Origin of the sequence: Sphingomonas sp., from assembly GCF_050725575.1 — a bacterium.
In the GTDB taxonomy this organism is placed as follows: domain Bacteria; phylum Pseudomonadota; class Alphaproteobacteria; order Sphingomonadales; family Sphingomonadaceae; genus Sphingomonas.
In genome coordinates this window covers 58,683-75,708 of record NZ_JBOHHW010000023.1, presented here as the reverse complement: position 1 = coordinate 75,708, position 17,026 = coordinate 58,683, and the positions used below count along the sequence as shown (strand labels likewise).

Here is a 17,026-nt window from a genome sequence, read left to right as displayed (position 1 = left end):
CCCGCCGGCCAGACCAAGGCCCAGCTGCTAACCGCGATCGAACGCGGCCTGCATGCAACGGCACGGTCGGGGCGGCGCACGCTGCTGATCGTCGACGAAGCGCAGGCGCTGCCGGTGTCTGCGCTCGAAGAATTGCGCATGCTGTCCAATTTTCAGGCGGGCGGGCATGCGCTGCTGCAGATTTTCCTGCTCGGCCAGCCCGAGTTCCGTCAGCGGCTGCACGGGTCCGACCGGCTCGAACAATTGCGTCAGCGCGTCATCGCCATGCACCATCTGGATCCGATGGGGCCGGAAGAAGTCGAGCCTTATATGGTTCACCGCCTGTCGGTAGTGGGCTGGCAGGGGCGCCCGAGCTTCACGCCGGAGGCGTTCCAGGCACTCTATCGCGGCTCGGGCGGCGTGCCGCGCGTGCTCAATCAGCTTGCCGGACGCGTGCTGCTGTTCGGCGCGATCGATCAGCTCGAAACCATCAATGGCGATGTGGTCGATGCAGTGATCGCCGATATCGCTGGTGACTCGCCGCTGCCGCGCCCGATCAATCGCGCCAAAGCCGAGCCGGTGCAGGCGGTCGAAGCGGTTGAAGCTCCGGAGCCGGTGAAGGTCCCGGAACAGATGGAAGCGCCCAAGCCGATACCGATCGTCAGCGCATCACCCTTGCCGGTCGAACCACGCCCGATCCGCTTTTCGCCTGAACTGGAGCCGGCGCCCGAAATATTGCCGGCCGCGGCACCGGAAGCGGTATCCAAACCCGAAGCGGCGGCGCAGATTCCCGATCAGCAACTGATCGATCGCATTGCGGCGTTGGAAGAGCGCATCGAGGAACAGGAAGCGGCGCTGCGCCGTGTCCTGACACTGCTGGTCGATTGGGTCGAGGGTGAGGGCAGTCCGGATATCGCATCCGTGCGTCACGCCGCGGGCCGGTAGCCCGGGCAATGCGCCACGCGCTCTCCGTCGATGTCGAGGACTGGTTCCAGGTCGGCGCCTTCGAAAAGGTGATTGACAAGCGGGACTGGGATTCACTTGAGACGCGGGTCGAGCGCAACACCGATGCAGTGCTCGCGCTGTTCGGCGAAAGCGGGGTCAAGGCGACCTTCTTCACGCTTGGCTGGGTGGCTGAGCGTTATCCGGCGCTGATCCGGCGGATCGTCGATGCGGGGCATGAGGTCGCTAGCCATGGCTGGGACCATGACCGTGTCTTCACCATGGATCCGGCAACCTTCCGTGCCGATCTGGCACGGGCGCGCAAGACGCTTGAGGACGCCAGCGGGATCGCCGTCACCGGCTATCGTGCGCCAAGCTTCTCGATCGACAAGCGCACCCCTTGGGCTCATGCCGAACTGGCCGAGGCGGGCTATACCTATTCGTCAAGCGTCGCACCGCTCCGGCACGACCATTATGGCTGGCCGGAAGCGCCGCGCTATGCCTATCGGCCCTTGCCCGATTCCGACCTGATCGAGGTGCCCGTCACGGTCGCCGAGCTGGCCGGGCGCAAGATGGCGACGGGGGGTGGGTTTTTCCGGCTCTTCCCGGGTGCGCTGACCGATTTCGCGGTGCGCCAGGTGGCCGGCGAGGGACAGCCGGCGGTGTTCTATTTCCATCCCTGGGAGATCGATCCCGGCCAGCCGCGGGTCACCAACGCACCGGTCAGGTCGAAGCTCAGGCATTACAGCCGGCTCGGCGCGATGGCGGGCAAGCTGCGCACGCTGATCCGGCGGCACGACTGGGGCCGGATGGACGCTGTGGTGGCCGAGGCGCGGCGCGGGCTCAAGTGAACATGCCGCTGATCTCGACGCTGTTGGCGGTACGTGCCGTCGACCTGGGCGATGCCGATGAACGCGCGCGGATCGCGGCGTTCGTCCGCGCGCATCCCGGTGCGACGCCGTTTCATCTGCCTGAATGGAGCCTCGCCGTCGCACGCGGCTGCGGGCAGACCGCTCATGCACTGCTCGCCGAGCGCGCCGATGGTTCGATCGCCGGCTATGTCCCGCTGACCGAAATACGCTCGCCGCTGTTCGGGCGCGCGCTGGTCTCCAACGGCTTCGCGGTTGGCGGCGGCATCCTGGCCGGGGACGAAGCGGCGATACCAGTGCTGGGCGATGCCGCCTGGGCACTGGCGCGGCAACTGAGCTGCCCGACGCTCGAATTGCGCGGCGCCGAGCCGACCGGGCCGGGCTGGACCGTCGACAGCGAGACTTATCTCGGTTTTGTCCGCGATCTCGCCGTCGATGACGAGGCGGAACTGCTCGCCATCCCGCGCAAGCAGCGCGCCGAGGTGCGCAAATCGCTGGAGATCGACCTGCAGGTGACGACCGGCCACGACAAGGCGGAACAGGCGGCGCATTTCGCGGTCTATGCCGAATCGGTTCGCAACCTCGGTACCCCGGTATTTCCCGCGCGGCTGTTTCGCGAAGTGCTGGCGGCGTTCGGCGACGATGCCGACATCCTGACCGTGCGCGCCGGCGGCAAAGCGGTCGCAAGCGTGCTGAGCCTGTATTTCAACGGCACCGTCTATCCTTATTGGGGCGGCGGTACCGCTACGGCACGGGCGCTTCGCGCCAATGACCGGATGTATTTCGCGCTGATGGGCCATGCCCGCGCCCGGGGCTGCACGCGGTTCGATTTCGGCCGCTCAAAGGCCGGAACGGGCCCGGCCGCGTTCAAGAAGAACTGGGGTTTTCCGGGCGTTCCTTTGATGTATGTTAAACGTGCAGCCTCTGAGGGGGGGCTTCGCGACATCAATCCGCTGAACCCGCGCTATCGGTTGAAGATCGAGGCATGGAAGAAGCTGCCATTGTGGGTCGCAAATCGGGTTGGGCCGTTTATTGCCAAGGGACTCGGCTGATGGGGGACATCCTGTTTCTGGCGCACCGCGTGCCCTATCCGCCCGATCGCGGTGACAAGATCCGCGGCTTCAACATTCTGAAATTCCTCTCGGCGCGCAAACGCGTCCATCTGATCGCCTTTGCCGACGATACGCGCGACATGAAGGGCAAGAGCGGCCTGGCCAAATATACCGGCAACCGCTCGATCATCTGGCGCTCCAAGTCGCGGCTGACCGCGGCTGCTCAGGCGCTGGTCAAATACAAGCCGGTATCGCTGACTGCGTTCGAGAACCGGCCGTTGCGCGATGCGGTGAACAATATCCTCGCGCGGCACTCGATCGATACCATCTATGTCTTTTCGAGCCAGATGGCGCAGTATCTGCCGGCCAATCCGCGGCAGCGCGTGATCATGGATTTCGTCGACATGGATTCGGCCAAATTCGCCGCTTACGGCAAATCCTCGCGCGGGCCGATGGCCTGGATGATGAAGCGCGAGGCGCGGCTGCTCCAGTCCTATGAGCGCAGTGTCGCCAAAAACGCCACTGCCAGCCTGTTCGTCAGCGACGACGAGGCCGCATTGTTCCGCGAGAAAACCGGCGCCGAGCGAGTCTTTGCGGTCGAGAACGGCATCGACACCGAATTTTTCGATCCCGTGGCGAGCTTCAAGCGCATCGACACCACCGGTGCATTGATCGTGTTCACCGGCCAGATGGATTACCGCCCCAATGTCGAGGCGGTGACCTGGTTCGTCGAGGCGATCCTGCCGCATATCCATTTGGAATATCCCAAGGCGCGCTTTGCCATTGTCGGGCGCGAGCCAACCGAGGCGGTCAAGGCGCTGGCCAGGGTGCCGGGCGTGATCGTGACTGGCGAGGTCGCCGATGTGCGTGGCTGGATCGCCGCTGCCTCGGTGGTCGTCGCGCCGCTGAAGCTCGCGCGCGGCGTCCAGAACAAGGTGCTTGAGGCGATGGCGATGGCGCGGCCGGTGGTCGCCTCCGCCGCCGCTGCCGCCGGGATCGATCATCAGGACACGATCCGCGTTGGCGAGACGGTCGGCGAGATCGCCGAACAGGTCAACGCCTTGCTCGCCAATCCGTCCGGTGCCGCAGCACTCGGCCAGAAGGCGCGCAAGCAGGTCGAGGATCGCTATAGCTGGGAGGCGCGGCTCGCGCCGCTCGACACGATCATGGGCCTGCGGGTGAAGGCGCTGCCGCAGCGGAGGACTGCCGCATGACGATCGCCTTTCCCAGTGCCGATTTTCAGGGCGGCAAACCATTGTTCGCGGCGGGATGGCGGCGCCAGTCGCTGATCCTTGGCGGCGTCGCGCTGATCTTGTTGCTGCTGTTCCGCGGCGATGCGGGGGATCTGGCGAAGATCTGGTGGACCAGCACGACTTTCGGGCATTGCCTGTTCATCGCGCCGGTCATCGCCTGGCTGGTATGGCAGCGGCGCGCACAGCTTGCCGAGCTTCAGCCCGTCGCCTGGTGGCCGGGGCTTGCGCTGGTCGCGGCCGGCGGGTTCGGCTGGCTGCTCGGCGATGCGTCGAGCGTCGCGCTGGCGCGTCATCTCGGCCTGGTGATGATGCTGCAGGGCGCGGTGATCACGTTGCTTGGCCCCAATGTGGCGCGCGGCCTGCTGTTCCCGCTCTGCTACGCCTTCTTCATGGTGCCGTTCGGCGAGGGGCTGGAGCCGATGCTGCAGGACCTCACCGTCGCGATGACCATGCCGCTGCTCCATCTGTTCGGCGTGCCGGTACAGGTTGACGGCGTGCTGATCACCATCCCCAACGGCTATTTCGAAGTCGCCGAGGCCTGTTCGGGGGCGAAGTTCGTCATCGCGATGGTCGCCTATGGCGCGCTGGTCGCCAATGTCTGCTTCGTCAGCTGGACGCGGCGCACGGTGTTCATGGCGGTCGCGGTGATCGTGCCGGTGATTGCCAACGGCCTGCGCGCCTTCGGGACGATCTATGCCGCGCACCTGACCTCGGTCGAGCAGGCGACCGGCATGGACCATATCGTCTATGGCTGGGTGTTCTTCGGGGTGGTGATGGCCGCGGTGATCGCGATCGGCTGGCGCTGGTTCGACCGTGCGCCCGATGATCCCGTGTTCGACCCGGCAACGCTACAGACACAGCCGAAGCGGCGGATCGATGCGCTGCTTGCCGGCGCGCTGGCGCTGACCGTGGCGGGTATCTTCCCGGCCTGGGCCGGCGCGATCGCCGGGCGTGCCCAGATATTGCCGGACAGGATCTCACTGCCCGATGTGCCGGGCTGGGAGCGCAGCGAGATGAGCAAGCGCGCGCCCTGGGGTCCCTATTATCCCGGTGCCGATCATTTCCTGATCGGGCGGTACAGCGACGGGCGCGGCGCGTCGGTCGATCTCTCCATCGCCGTGTTCGGCAGCCAGCGCGAGGGCAAGGAGCTGGTTTCGTTCGGCACCGGCGTGCTGCGGCAGGACGATGTCTGGGTGCGGATTGACGATCTGCCCGATCTTGCCGACGGATCGGCGATGCGCATCACCGCGCCCGGCCCGGTCGAGCGCCAGGTGGTGACCTGGTACCGAGTCGGCACTGTCCTGACGCATAGCGACAAGGCAGTGAAACTCGCGACCTTGCAGGCAAAGCTGTTCGGCGGGCCACAACGCGCGGTCGCGGTGCATGTCTCGGCCGAGGTCCGGCCCGGCGTCGATACGCGCGCGGTGATTGAGCGCTTCCTGCGCGATCTCGGGCCGGTGGACCGGCTGGCGGATCGGGCGGCGGGGATGAATCCCTAGCTTTCGTCACCCCGGACTTGTTCCGGGGGCCACTGTTCCGCAAAGGATGAGGGTGCAGACGATGTGGCGCGGTGGACCCTGGAACAAGTCCGGGGTGACGGCCTATGGGCGGATCGGATAAACCAACACATGTGCGGCATCGCCGGCCTCTACTACCCCGCAACGCCGAAGCCGGTCGATCCCGCGCGCATCCGGGCGATGACCGATGCGCAACTGCATCGCGGACCCGACGGCTCGGGCGTGTGGACTGCACCGGGCGTCGGGCTTGGCCACAGGCGGCTGGCGATCATCGACCTGACCGAGGCGGGCGCACAGCCCATGGCGAGCGCCGACGGGGCGCTGACGGTCACCTATAATGGCGAAATCTACAATTTCCTCGAGGTCCGCGCGCAGCTCGAGGCGATGGGCGCGGTGTTCGCGTCGCACAGCGACACCGAAGTGCTGCTTCATGGCTGGTCGGCCTGGGGGCCAGCGATGCTTGACCGGCTCAACGGCATGTTCGCCTTCGCGCTGCACGATTCACGCCGGCAATGCCTGTTCATGGCGCGTGACCGGCTCGGGGTGAAGCCGCTCCATTATGTCGAGCTGTCCGACGGCGGCGTGGCTTTCGCCTCGGAACTGAAGGGCCTGCTCGCGCACCCGCTGCTACGGCGCGAACCCGATATTCGCGCAGTCGAGGATTATATGGCGTTCGGCTATGTGCCGGACGATATTTGCCTCGTCGCCGGGGTGAAGAAGCTGCCCGCCGGCCACTCGCTGCTGATCGAGCGCGGCAAGTCACTGCCGTCGCCGTCGCGCTGGTGGGACGTGGATTTCTCGCGCCGCGCCCGCGGTTCGGTCAAGGCGCTGGAGGAAGAGTTGGTGTCGCAGATGCGCGACGCGGTCCGCTCGCGCCTGATGGCGGATGTGCCGCTTGGCGCGTTCCTGTCGGGCGGGGTCGACAGCTCGGCCGTGGTCGCGTTGATGGCGGAGGCGTCGTCGCAAGCGGTCAAGACCTGCACGATCGGTTTCAGGGAAGCGGGGCATGACGAACGCGGCTATGCCAGTCAGATCGCGCAGCGCTTTGCCACCGAACACCGTGAGCGGGTCGTGGCGGCTGATGATTTCGCGCTGATCGACACATTGGTCGCGGCGTTCGACGAGCCCTTTGCCGATGCCTCGGCACTCGCGACCTACCGGGTCTGCGAGCTGGCGCGCGAAAATGTGACCGTCGCGCTCTCGGGCGACGGCGCGGACGAGGCGCTGGCCGGCTATCGCCGCTACAAATTCCAGGCGGCGGAAGAGCGGGTGAGGACACTGTTCCCGCCGTCGATGCGAACCGGTCTGTTCGGGGCGCTGGGCGGCCTGTATCCCAAGGCCGACTGGGCGCCACGCTCATTGCGCGCGAAAACCACCTTGCTCGCACTCGCCGAGGATGGGGCGGAGGCTTATGCACGCTCCGTCGGTGTGACCACGCCGACGCTCCGGGCGATGCTCTTCTCCGATGAGGCGAAACGCGCGCTGATCGGGCACCGGGCCGAGGATCGCTATGTCCGCACGATGCGCGACGCGCCAGCGCGCGATGCGATCGACCGCGCGCAATATGCCGATTTCCAACATTGGCTGCCCGGCGACATCCTGACCAAGACCGACCGCACCAGCATGGCGGTCAGCCTCGAGGCACGCGAGCCATTGCTCGACTATCGCTTCGTCGAGTTCGCCGCCTCTCTGCCCGTGTCGATGCGCATAAGGGGCGGCCAGGGCAAATGGCTGATGAAGCGGGCGATGGAGCGCTATCTGCCGAAAGACATTCTCTACCGCCCTAAAATGGGCTTTGTGACGCCGATCAGCGCCTGGTTCCGTGGCGCGCTGACCGATGAAGCGGGGGCGCTGGCCAAGTCGCGCGTGCTCGGCGCCATGTTCGATCCGCGTGCGATCGAACGCATTGCCACCGAGCACCGGACCGGCCGTGCCGACCATGGCCGGACCTTGTGGCAATTGGTGATGCTCGAACGGTCGATGCAGCGCCTGTTCGGCTGAGACTGTTCGGCTGACCGGGCTCAGCGGCAGAACACCGCGATTGCCGCGTGGACCGTCAGCGCCATCAGGCACAATGTCGATAGCGTGAAGATCGCGAACCGCACCAGCACGCGATTGATCGTCACCTGAATCAGGCTGTGGAGAATCCGCAGCCCGACATATGCCCAGCCGATGCACAGATTCCAGCCGCCACCGGTTCCGCTCAGCGCGAGAACCAGCGCGACCGCGTAGAACAGCGTCGGCTGCTCCATCAGATGGTTATAGTTATCGGCGGGCCATTGATCCTTTGCCGGGATGCGCGCGCGCAGGTCCGCACCGCTGCCGCCGACCAGGTTCTTGCTGTCGATTCCGACCTTGTTCATCGCCGGAATGCGGCGGACATACATCCACAGCCACATCACCAGGCTCCACGCGATCAAGGCAACGATCGGCGCGAGGATCGGGCTATGGTCGGTCATCTTTCAGCTCCCCTTATAGTTGTCGGGCAAGCTGCCGTAATCGAAACGGATGCGCAACTTTTCTGCGAAAGGTCCGCGGATGCGGCATAACCGCCAAAGAAAAAGGGCGCCGGATTGATCCGGCGCCCCTTATTGTCTGGCTGGAAATGCCTCAGTCGAAGCTGGCGCCCCAGCGACGCTTGGTGCGGTTCTTCCACAGCCCGCGATGATAGGCGTCGCTGGCAAGCAGCGGCATCACCGATCCGGCCTCCGCAAAGACCATCTGCTCGATGCCGGTGTTGACCTTGCCCCAGCTTGCCGCTTCCTGCAGCGTCGAGGACGAACAGGCGCCGTCGCGCACGTCGGCAACGGTGATCTGCACGGCATATTTGTGCACCTGGACGTCGTCATGGCCAAGGATCTCAGCGCAGACCACGGTATCCTGGATGAAGTTCTTCGGTACGCCGCCGCCGATCATCAACAGGCCGGTGGTGCCCGCCTTGATCTTGATGTCGGTCAGCTCGCGGAAATCGGCGATCGCATCGAGCACCATGTACGGCTTGCCTTCCTTGGCGCGGTCGACCTGATGCTTGACCAGACCGAAGCCGGCCGAGCTGTCGACGAATGCCGGGCAGAAGATCGGCACGTCATGCTCGTACGCCAGCTTGACCAGGCTGTTGTCCTTCTTGCCGTTCTCGACGAGATATTTGCCCATCGCGCGGATGAACTCGCGGCTCGAATAGGGCCGCGGCTCCAGGCTGTTGGCGATCTCAAGGATCGTGTGATCGCAATCCTGCAGCTGCTCTTCGTCGATGTACGTGTCGTAGATGCGGTCGATCAGCAGCGAGCGCAGCGTGTCGTCGTCGGGCACTTCCAGTGCCTGATAATGCTTGTGGCCAAGCCCTTCGAAGAAATCCATGTCGACGATCGACGCGCCGGTCGCGACGACGCCGTCGATCATGTTGTTGCGCAGCAGCTCGGCATAGAGATCCATGCAGCCACCGGCGCTGGTCGACCCGGCGATGACCAGGAAGATCGAGCAATCGGGATCGGCGAGCATCTGGTTGTAGATGTCGGTCGCGCGGCCCAGGTCGCGGCTGGTGAAGCTCATCTTCTTCATCGCATCGACGATCGGGCGCGCGTCGAACGTGGTAATGTCGATATGCTCGACGGTGGTCGAGAGCAGCTCGGCCTTGCGGTTGGTGGTCAGCGTGTCGGTCATTTCTAAATCTCCAATCCCCTCCCGCTTGCGGGAGGGGGCAGGGGGTGGGCTCGCGCTATCCGCGAGCATTATCGCCTGTGGTGAGCGCGAGCCCACCCCTCGGTCCCCTCCCGCAAGCGGGAGGGGAGGAAGAAAGCGAATGCATGATTGCTGTTACAGCGTGACGACGTTCGAAGCGACCTCACGCTCGTCGGCGACATATAGCGACGCCATCGGCTCATCGTCCATGATCACCGTTTCATCCGAGCCGAAGCCGTTGAATGCGGTGCGCATCGCGCAGCCATAGGCGCCGAGCATGCCGATCTCGATATAGTCGCCAGCCCGGGTGTCGGCGGGCAGCATGAACGGACCGGCCATGTGATCCATATCGTCGCAGGTCGGGCCGTAGAAGCTGAACTCCATGTCGCGCGCATGGCTGTCGGGTTCGCGGAGCAGCTGCACCGGGAAACGCCAGCCGATATGCGCGGCATCGAACAGCGCGCCATACGCGCCGTCATTGATGTACAGCTCGTCGCCGCGCCGGCGCTCGACCCGCACGATCAGCGAGCTGTACTCGGCGCACAACGCGCGGCCCGGCTCGGCCCACAGCTCGGACGAATAGCTGACCGGCAGGCTTTCGAACGCACGGTGGATCGTCTCGAAATAATGCTCGAGCGGGGGCGGCTCCATGCCCGGATAGGTCGAGGGGAAACCACCGCCGACATCGATCACATCGACCGTCACCGCCGCCTCGACGATTGCCGCGCGAACGCGCTCCATCGCATTGGCATAGGCTTCCGGCGACATCGCCTGGCTGCCGACATGGAAGCAGATGCCGAGCGCATCGGCCGCCTGGCGCGCCGCGAACAGCAGCTCCTTGGCCTCATGCGGCGCGCAGCCGAACTTGGACGCGAGACTGAGCTTCGAATGCTCCGACGACACGCGCAGCCGGACGCACAGCGTCAGGTCGGTGGCGTGCTCGGTCGCGCGCAGGATCTTGTCCAGTTCCTCGAGCGAATCGAGGCTGAAGGTGCGGCAGCCATATTTGAAATAGGCTTCGTGGATCGCTTCCTCGGCCTTGACCGGGTGCATGAAGCACAAGGTCGCCTCAGGCAGCGTGCGCGCAACCAGCCGTACCTCGGCGATCGAGGCAACGTCGTAATGCGTGATTCCGCTGTCCCACAGTACCTTGATCAGGTCGGGAGACGGATTCGCCTTCACGGCATAGAGCGACCGGCCCGGAAACTTCTCGACGAAGAAGCGGGCGGCACGCGCTGCGGCATGCGGACGGATAAGCGTGACCGGCTGAACCGGACGAGTGTTGGCGATCTCTACGACCGAAGAACGGGCGGTAGAATGGGTGGTCGCTAACCCCAGCGCGTTATGATGCTTGTGCAATTCAAGGGACCTCCAATGTCCGAAGACAAGTTCACGAAACACTGCCTTGCGGTTGGAAGTCCCATGGGGCAGCGGATGGGCGAAATAGGGTCGGCTTTCGCGGATGTAAAGCGCTATTGGACCCGTGAAGGTGACCATCGAGGTAAAATGTGACTCTAGTGCGACAACCAACCCGGGCCGGCGTTCGTGATGCCGCGGCAAAGATCGCCGCAATCCTGCCGCCTTCGCCGCTGTTCGTGGCGGAAATTCGTGGCTTTCCAGTGGCTTTCAAGGCCGAGTGCCTACAACCGATCGGTGCGTTCAAATTGCGCGGCGCGTGGCATCGGCTCACCGCAATTGACGCCGAACTGCGCGAAAAAGGCGTCGTCGCTTTCTCCTCGGGCAATCACGCGCAGGGCGTTGCCTGGGCGGCGAAGCGATTGGGCATGCCGGCGATGATCGTGATGCCCGCCGATGCGCCGAAATCGAAGCGTGACGGCACGCTCGCGCTGGGCGCGGAAGTGGTGGATTATGACCGCATGACCGAGAGCCGCGAGAAGATCGCGGCGCATCTCGCTCATGCGCGCGGCGCGGTGCTGGTGCCGAGCTTCGACGATCCCTGGATCATCGAAGGGCAGGGCAGCGCAGGGATTGAGGCGGCGGCGCAGATGGCGGCCTTTGGGCTGGGCGCGCCGCGCCGAGTCGTGGTGCCATGTGGCGGCGGTGGCCTTTCGGCAGGGATCGCGCTCGGACTGCCCGATGCGGCGATAACCGTCGCGGAGCCCGAGGGCTGGGACGATATGCGCCGCTCGCTTGAGGCCGGCTGGATCGAGCCGGTCGGCGACAATCCGCCGCCAACCGCCTGCGATGCGTTGCAGACGATTCGCGTATCGCCGCTGACCTTCGACGTGCTGTCGCGACGCGGCGTGAATGGCGTGGCGGTCAGCGAGGCGGCGATTCGCGCGGCGCAGCGCTGGGCAGCAGAGAAATTGCAGCTGGTGGTCGAGCCGGGCGGCGCCGTCGCACTGGCGGCGGTGCTGACCGGGCAGGTCGCGCTTGAAGAGGGGACGCTGGTGATTCTGTCGGGCGGCAATGTCGATATGGAGGCCTATGGCACAGTGCTGGCGCGGGGCGACTGAGGCGCAAAGCCTCATCAGAGTTAGATAATCACAGCCTTCTCCGTCATGCCCGCGAAAGCGGGGATGACGGTAATGGTTCAGTCGGATGCGCCCACTCTTCGTCCGACACCCCGATCCGCTCACCCAACGCTGCCTCCAAAAGGAAGCCTTGAATCAACCCGAATGTCTCAGGTCAAGCTTTGACCACGACGCCTGGCTCACGCTCCACCGATGAACCCACTTCAGCAGCAGCGAGAAGAACGGCGAGGTCGTCTAGTCGATCGAAGTCACCACCAAAAAGGTCAGCTTCATCTGGCGGTTGGATCTACCAAATCTGCGGGCTTTTCGACCTCATCTAAGATGGACGATATGAATGAACACTTCGATCCAATAAGGCGGTGGCTAGACAGAAATGAAAATTGTTCTGCTCCTGTTTCTGTATCCGCCTGCATCACGTAATCAAAAGAATTTAACCCAAGTTCACCTCCGTCTATGAAGATAAGCCAGGTTCCATTCAGCAAGACCGCATCATCAAACCGCCAACGCGGCAATGCGGGAGTGCCGACAACATCATTTTTCTGATAGTCCTCGTCGGGATTGGCAATACTGCCCAATCGGGATTTCAGGTCGGTCTGTATCTCTGTCGGCAAGAAGATCAAATCGCGAGAGCTTGAAACCGACTTGCCATGCGCAGAAATTGCCTTGCAAGCAGCCGCCGGTTCCGCCGAAGCGCTGGGCGATATGACGCCAAGCATCAGAACAATGCCAGTCGCAATCGAATGGCCAATATTAGCGCGCGGCATAAAACGCTCCATCATGGGCAATCGGGCCCGGAGATAGACGCAGTTTGAGAATGAATATTGCCAGTCATCGATAACTTGTCATCATAATTCTTACCAATTACAGTAGAAGTGGGTGCACTTTGTCCACGATGCCTTAAGCGCCAGCACTGCCGATAAGGTTTCAAGCCATCTTCGATTTCAATTCGTGTAATATTTCCAGGCGCTGCCGTTGACGAGCTTTTCGACTTTGCACTTGTTACCCCTTGTCGCGCAGAAGGCCAACGCAGCCTCCTTTGCTTCTTTGGATTTGTTGCCATAGCCGGTGTTGACTTTGCCTTCGGCGGAACGGGCGACGGCGATATAGGCGTTGGTGTATCTCGGGCCGATCTCGCAGTCGGAGGCGCCAGTCTGTCTGCACCGCTGCATCGCAAAGTCATCGGCGATATTGGGATAGATATTATAGGTCGAATAGACGTAATCGGCCTTGCCCTGCTTGTTGGTGAACCAGGCAAAGCTCGTATAATTGTCGGTCCAGGCAGTGTCGCGATAGGCGGGAATCTGCGGCGCCTGACCACCGCCTTGCGGTATATACATGCACCCGCCGCCCGGCCCGGGAATGGTTCCGGCGCCGCAGGTGCCGTTGGGCGAGGACGGCGCTGACTGTGCGAGCAACGGGGCAGGGCTGGACAGAAGGGCACCGGCAAGGATCAGGCCGGCAGCATATGTCGAAGATGCCATTCTCGTAACGCCTACAGTTCAATGATACTCGAAAGGCGTAGAAATATAGCCGCTCCCTGACAAGCTGTGGAAGCGGTGATCACCGTGACTGGTCAACCATATCGACCGAAGAATCAGACCTTGAAGCGCTCAGCAAGAATGGGCCTGAAGATCATCTTCAACGCCCTCATATCATACCGGCTCGGTCATCAGCGGCATCCCGCCTCTTGGCCGCAACGTCACGCTGCCTACCGGGTCGGGCACGAATCCCTGCGGCAGCGTGAAGCGCCGTTCGCACAGCCACTGCGCCAGGATCAGCAGCGCTTCCATGGTCGCAAAGCGCGCGCCGACGCACACCCGCGGCCCGCCGCCAAACGGGATGTACTGGAAGCGGTGCAGCTTGGCCCGCTTCTCGGGCGCAAACCGGGTGTGATCGAAGCGATCGGGATCGTCCCACAGAGCGCGGTGGCGATGGATCACCCATGGCCAGATCGCCACCAGTTCCCCCTTGGCGACTGCCCGGCCGGACAGTTCGTCCGGCGCCAGCGCTTCCCGGGCGAACCGGGGTGCGGGCGGGTAGAGCCGCATCGTCTCTTCGAAGATCTGCTTCAGCAATTCGAGGTGATCGATCCGCTCCGAGGCCGGATAGGACATGGCGGCGATGGCCTCAACCCGCGCCTCTTCCTGAAGGCCGGGCTGGGCCGCCAGGCAATAGATGCTCCATGCCAGCGCGTTCGCTGTGGTCTCGTGTCCGGCGAGGTAGAAGGTGATCGCATTGTCGACCGCCAGCGTAATGGCCTGTTCGGGCGGGAAATGCTCCCCGAGCGACCGGATCAATCCGCCGAAGAAATCGTCGCCGCCGCCGTCCGGGCCGCGCTCGCGTACCATTTCGGTCAGTGCCTGCCGCAGCCAGTTGCGCGCCCGGCGCGCGCGCCGCATGCCGGGGCTCGGGTCCCAGTCCTGCAGGCCCAGCACCGCCATCAGGCGCGCCTGGCCGGCGACGACGAGCAACTGGCTGATATAATCGCTCGCCTGCGGGTTGGTCAGGCGCGGGTCACCGGCGAACAGGCTGTTGGCGATGATCGCCATGGTGGTGTGCGTCGCTTCTGCCGCCATGTCGATTTGTGCCGGACCGGCCGGCCACGACGCGATATTGTCGACAGCACACTGCGTCATGGTTCGCGCCATGCCGGCGACCGCCCCCGGCGCGAAGGTCGGCGCGACGATCCGCCGCTGGGTGCGCCAGTCATCCCCTTCCGCGCTGAGCAGCCCATTGCCGACCAGTGAGGACAGCAGGCGCTGCGCCAGCCGCGGCCGCAGATAATTGGCCTTGTTGCTGAGCAGCACACGCTCGACCGCGTCCGGGTCCATCAGGCTGTGTATGGTGATCCCCAGCGCCTTGCGCGTGCGGATGGGAAGATCGAAGGCGGGCTGGGGAATCCCGTAGACGGTGTTGCGAAGCCGCTCCCCGCTCAGCTCGCGCCAGATCGGTTGCCAGTCGGTCGAGCGCGGCGGCTGAACCGGAATGAAAGGTAAGACGCTAGCCATAAGTATCTTTATAGCACAGGTCGAGCGTGAGTGCGTAGTGTTTTGCGCATTGGCGGTACGCTCGGCCGGACGATTTCTAGCGGGGGCCGCTCGACTTCGTTCGGCGCGAACGGGTAGAAAAGGCGGATGAACCAGTCCCTCACCGGAATCGCTGCGGTCGCCCCCGCTATCGCCATGATCGGCTTCTTCGCTTGCCTGATCGGCGGCGGCTATCTGCTAATCAAGGGACTGCAGCGCAAACGCGCCATCCTGTTGCTGATCATGGCGGTGGTGCTGCTTGGCAATGTGCTGGTCTGGACGATGTGACCCGATATATCTGAGGTAAATCTACCGCAGAACCTAAAGATCTAAGGTGGATTTGCGGAATTGCCCTTATAGAGTTTGAGGGCGAGATCTCGATTTCCTCGCGCCAAGCCAGTCTTTCGCGCCACTGCATAGGTATCGCGCTTGCGCCATGGATCGCGCCGGCAAGCTGACCGGTGATCGCTGCAACCGTATCGGCATCGTCCCCGAGATCCGCCGCGAGCAGAACTGCTTCCTCGAATGACGCGGTTTCGTGCACGCAACAGAGTGCTGCTTCCAGGCTGTCGACGACATAGCCGCTCGAACTGATCGCGTGACGCGGCTTGCCGCGCCAACTACCGGCGAGAATATCGTCCATGCGTCGGCTCGGAGGTGTTGTCACAAGCGGCGGCGCAAAGAGTTCCTGCGTCGCTATGCCGCGGATCGCTCGTGCTGTGAGCACAGCGAAGCTTTCGCATGCGGCGAGGCATTCGGCCGCACCATGAGTCAGGCGACTTTGGGCACGGGCAACCTCCAGGATCGCGGCTTCATCGCGCTGCGCGCCCCAGATGGCGACTGGTGACAGCCGCATGAGCGAGCCATTGCCGGCGCTCTCATGGCTGGTCGATCCGGCGAACGGCTCGCCGTTCTTCTCGAAGCTTTGAAGCGCCGCTTGGGTGGTTAAGCCGATATCGAAACACGTGCCCGTGCAGCTATACATGCCCCGGCGATACCAGTTGACGAACCGCGCCATGCAGTTCCGCGGATCGAACTCATTCCGCCCGACCAGGCTATGGCCCAGCGCGAGCGCCATTGCCGTGTCATCGGTCCATTGGCCCGGTGCGAGCTCGAACGGACCGCCGCCGACCATATCGACCAAGGGTGGCAGCGAATCGCGCGCGCTGAACTCCAGCGTCGTGCCCAGCGCGTCGCCGACGGCAAGCCCGAGCAGCGCGCCGATGGCGCGATCCGCAGCCGCGTCGGATAGTTTCGGTGACAGGGAAAACCTCTCAATCGCCAGACGTGCGGTTACTTGCAGTAATTCTTAAATATGCTACGTATATAGTTGATATAAATCGATATATTTTATAATTCCGGATGCTCCGTCGATCGGGAGATACGGCACAACCGGTGTCCCATATCTCCCCCGACGGCTCAATGGCTGTCGTCTGGCGGAACGATTCAAGCGTCGTTCGACCTTCGCTATGACGGCGAATGTGGAAACGCGATCCTCTACCTTCGCACTGTCGAGCAGACCCCGTCCGGGACGGGTCGGCCCCAACCCCGCTCACCGGATCGGCGAGTTGGGGTCGAGCCGCATATCCAGATACTTGTCCACGCTGCCCATCAGTTCGGGCATTTCATGCTCGAAGAAGTGGTTCGCCTTGGGGATCGTGTCATGGTGGATCGTGATGTGCTTCTGGGTGCGCAGCTTGTCGACCAGCTTCTGGGTCGCGAGCGGCGGGGAGACTTCGTCATTCTCGCCCTGGATGATGATGCCGCTGGCCGGGCAGGGGGCGAGGAAGGTGAAGTCGTACATGTTGGCCGGTGGCGCGACCGAGATGAAGCCGCGAATCTCCGGGCGGCGCATCAGCAGCTGCATGCCGATCCATGCGCCGAAGCTGAACCCGGCGATCCAGGTGGTCGAGGCCTCGGGGTGGAAGCTCTGCACCCAGTCGAGCGCCGACGCGGCGTCGGACAATTCGCCGATGCCGTTGTCGAACGTGCCCTGGCTCTTGCCGACGCCGCGAAAATTGAAGCGCAGCGTGGCGAAGCCGCGCCGCTGGAAGGTCTTGTAGAGCTCTTGCACGATGCGGTTGTTCATCGTGCCGCCCGATGACGGGTGCGGATGGAGAATCATCGCCACGGGCGCGCGCGGGCGCGGCCCGGGAGCGAAACGGCCTTCGAGACGGCCATCGGGACCGGGGAAAATGACTTCTGGCATGGAGAC

At 63.8% G+C, this 17,026-nt stretch carries 16 protein-coding genes; 8 read left to right on the top strand and 8 right to left on the bottom strand.

Going from position 1 to position 17,026, the window contains the following annotated elements; genetic code table 11:
- The 6 genes from ACRECS_RS16000 to ACRECS_RS15975 all read left to right on the top strand — a co-directional run.
- A partial coding sequence (locus ACRECS_RS16000; protein ID WP_431583943.1) for an AAA family ATPase occupies window positions 1-924 on the top strand: 924 nt, incomplete at its 5' end.
- Between the two features lie 8 nt (window positions 925-932).
- Window positions 933-1,772 (top strand): XrtA system polysaccharide deacetylase, encoded by an 840-nt coding sequence (locus tag ACRECS_RS15995; protein ID WP_431583942.1) that lies wholly within the window; start codon window positions 933-935, stop codon window positions 1,770-1,772.
- A gap of 2 nt (window positions 1,773-1,774) precedes the next feature.
- On the top strand, window positions 1,775-2,842 hold the full coding sequence (locus ACRECS_RS15990; protein ID WP_431583941.1) for a FemAB family XrtA/PEP-CTERM system-associated protein: 1,068 nt from the start codon (window positions 1,775-1,777) through the stop codon (window positions 2,840-2,842).
- Window positions 2,842-4,056, top strand: a complete 1,215-nt coding sequence (locus ACRECS_RS15985; RefSeq protein WP_431583940.1) for a TIGR03087 family PEP-CTERM/XrtA system glycosyltransferase — start codon at window positions 2,842-2,844, stop codon at window positions 4,054-4,056. Before ACRECS_RS15990 ends, ACRECS_RS15985 begins: the two co-directional genes overlap by 1 nt.
- Window positions 4,053-5,594 (top strand): exosortase A, encoded by a 1,542-nt coding sequence (gene xrtA, locus ACRECS_RS15980; protein WP_431583939.1) that lies wholly within the window; start codon window positions 4,053-4,055, stop codon window positions 5,592-5,594. The genes ACRECS_RS15985 and xrtA overlap by 4 nt, the downstream gene beginning before the upstream one ends.
- 129 nt (window positions 5,595-5,723) lie before the next feature.
- The gene (locus tag ACRECS_RS15975; protein WP_431583938.1) at window positions 5,724-7,613 is read left to right on the top strand and encodes an XrtA/PEP-CTERM system amidotransferase; all 1,890 of its coding nucleotides are present in this window, start codon (window positions 5,724-5,726) and stop codon (window positions 7,611-7,613) included.
- Window positions 7,614-7,633: 20 nt separating this feature from the next.
- Here ACRECS_RS15975 and ACRECS_RS15970 read toward each other — a convergent pair whose 3' ends face one another.
- From ACRECS_RS15970 to ACRECS_RS15960, 3 genes are all read right to left on the bottom strand, one after another.
- A complete protein-coding gene (locus tag ACRECS_RS15970; protein WP_431583937.1) occupies window positions 7,634-8,071 on the bottom strand; it encodes an MAPEG family protein in 438 nt (145 codons plus the stop codon).
- A gap of 151 nt (window positions 8,072-8,222) precedes the next feature.
- Window positions 8,223-9,272, bottom strand: a complete 1,050-nt coding sequence (locus ACRECS_RS15965) for a 1,9-bis(guanidino)-5-aza-nonane synthase (RefSeq protein WP_431583936.1) — start codon at window positions 9,270-9,272, stop codon at window positions 8,223-8,225.
- Between the two features lie 153 nt (window positions 9,273-9,425).
- Window positions 9,426-10,649: a type III PLP-dependent enzyme gene (locus tag ACRECS_RS15960; RefSeq protein ID WP_431583935.1), complete on the bottom strand. Its 1,224-nt coding sequence runs from the start codon at window positions 10,647-10,649 to the stop codon at window positions 9,426-9,428.
- 149 nt (window positions 10,650-10,798) lie between these two features.
- Between ACRECS_RS15960 and ACRECS_RS15955 the strand changes: the two genes are divergently transcribed.
- Window positions 10,799-11,767, top strand: a complete 969-nt coding sequence (locus ACRECS_RS15955; RefSeq protein WP_431583934.1) for a threonine ammonia-lyase — start codon at window positions 10,799-10,801, stop codon at window positions 11,765-11,767.
- A gap of 287 nt (window positions 11,768-12,054) precedes the next feature.
- Here ACRECS_RS15955 and ACRECS_RS15950 read toward each other — a convergent pair whose 3' ends face one another.
- From ACRECS_RS15950 to ACRECS_RS15940, 3 genes are all read right to left on the bottom strand, one after another.
- Window positions 12,055-12,564 (bottom strand): hypothetical protein, encoded by a 510-nt coding sequence (locus ACRECS_RS15950; RefSeq protein WP_431583933.1) that lies wholly within the window; start codon window positions 12,562-12,564, stop codon window positions 12,055-12,057.
- 162 nt (window positions 12,565-12,726) lie between these two features.
- A complete protein-coding gene (locus tag ACRECS_RS15945) occupies window positions 12,727-13,266 on the bottom strand; it encodes a DUF4189 domain-containing protein (protein ID WP_431583932.1) in 540 nt (179 codons plus the stop codon).
- Between the two features lie 171 nt (window positions 13,267-13,437).
- On the bottom strand, window positions 13,438-14,793 hold the full coding sequence (locus ACRECS_RS15940; protein ID WP_431583931.1) for a cytochrome P450: 1,356 nt from the start codon (window positions 14,791-14,793) through the stop codon (window positions 13,438-13,440).
- 126 nt (window positions 14,794-14,919) lie between these two features.
- On the opposite strand from ACRECS_RS15940, the gene ACRECS_RS15935 reads away from it, so the two are divergent.
- The gene (locus ACRECS_RS15935) at window positions 14,920-15,099 is read left to right on the top strand and encodes a hypothetical protein (protein ID WP_431583930.1); all 180 of its coding nucleotides are present in this window, start codon (window positions 14,920-14,922) and stop codon (window positions 15,097-15,099) included.
- On the opposite strand, the gene ACRECS_RS15930 is transcribed toward ACRECS_RS15935, so the two are convergent.
- Window positions 15,053-15,988 carry an ADP-ribosylglycohydrolase family protein gene (locus ACRECS_RS15930; RefSeq protein WP_431583947.1) on the bottom strand — a complete coding sequence of 312 codons (936 nt, stop codon included), beginning with the start codon at window positions 15,986-15,988 and terminating at the stop codon, window positions 15,053-15,055. The genes ACRECS_RS15935 and ACRECS_RS15930 overlap by 47 nt on opposite strands.
- 375 nt (window positions 15,989-16,363) lie before the next feature.
- Window positions 16,364-17,020 carry an alpha/beta hydrolase gene (locus ACRECS_RS15925; RefSeq protein ID WP_034158616.1) on the bottom strand — a complete coding sequence of 219 codons (657 nt, stop codon included), beginning with the start codon at window positions 17,018-17,020 and terminating at the stop codon, window positions 16,364-16,366.
- Window positions 17,021-17,026 lie beyond the last annotated feature (6 nt).